This is a genomic window from Arcobacter sp. CECT 8989 (assembly GCF_004116715.1).
In the GTDB taxonomy this organism is placed as follows: Bacteria; Campylobacterota; Campylobacteria; order Campylobacterales; family Arcobacteraceae; genus Halarcobacter.
The window spans coordinates 1-417 of sequence record NZ_PDKE01000091.1 but is presented as its reverse complement, the minus strand read 5'-3'; the positions used below and the strand labels follow the sequence as shown (position 1 = coordinate 417).

At 28.8% G+C, this 417-nt stretch carries 1 pseudogene; it reads left to right on the top strand.

Features of this window, described 5'->3' with window-relative positions:
• A pseudogene (locus tag CRV02_RS14935) lies at positions 1-417 on the top strand (type I restriction endonuclease subunit R); the annotation flags it as partial.

The window sequence follows — 417 nt, the reverse complement described above, 5'->3', positions numbered from 1 at the left end:
GTATTAAAACAAATGGATAGTATAACTGATGGAAAATTTGCAATTATTATCGATGAAGCACATTCTTCACAAAGTGGAGAGACAAGCAAAAGTTTAAATGCAGTGTTATCAGATGCAAATTTAGAAGAGTTAAAAGATGAGTTTGGAGAGATAGACAATGAAAAGCTAATCTCTGCGCTTATTCAAAATAGAAAAATGCTTTCAAATGCTTCTTATTTTGCTTTTACTGCAACACCAAAAAATAAAACACTAGAAATATTTGGTGAAAAACATGGCAAAGAATTTTATCCTTTTCATACATACTCTATGAAACAAGCTATACAAGAAGAGTTTATTTTAGATGTATTGGGAAATTATACCACATACCAAAGTTTTTATAAGCTTGTAAAAGCAGTACAAAATAATCCAACATTTAAT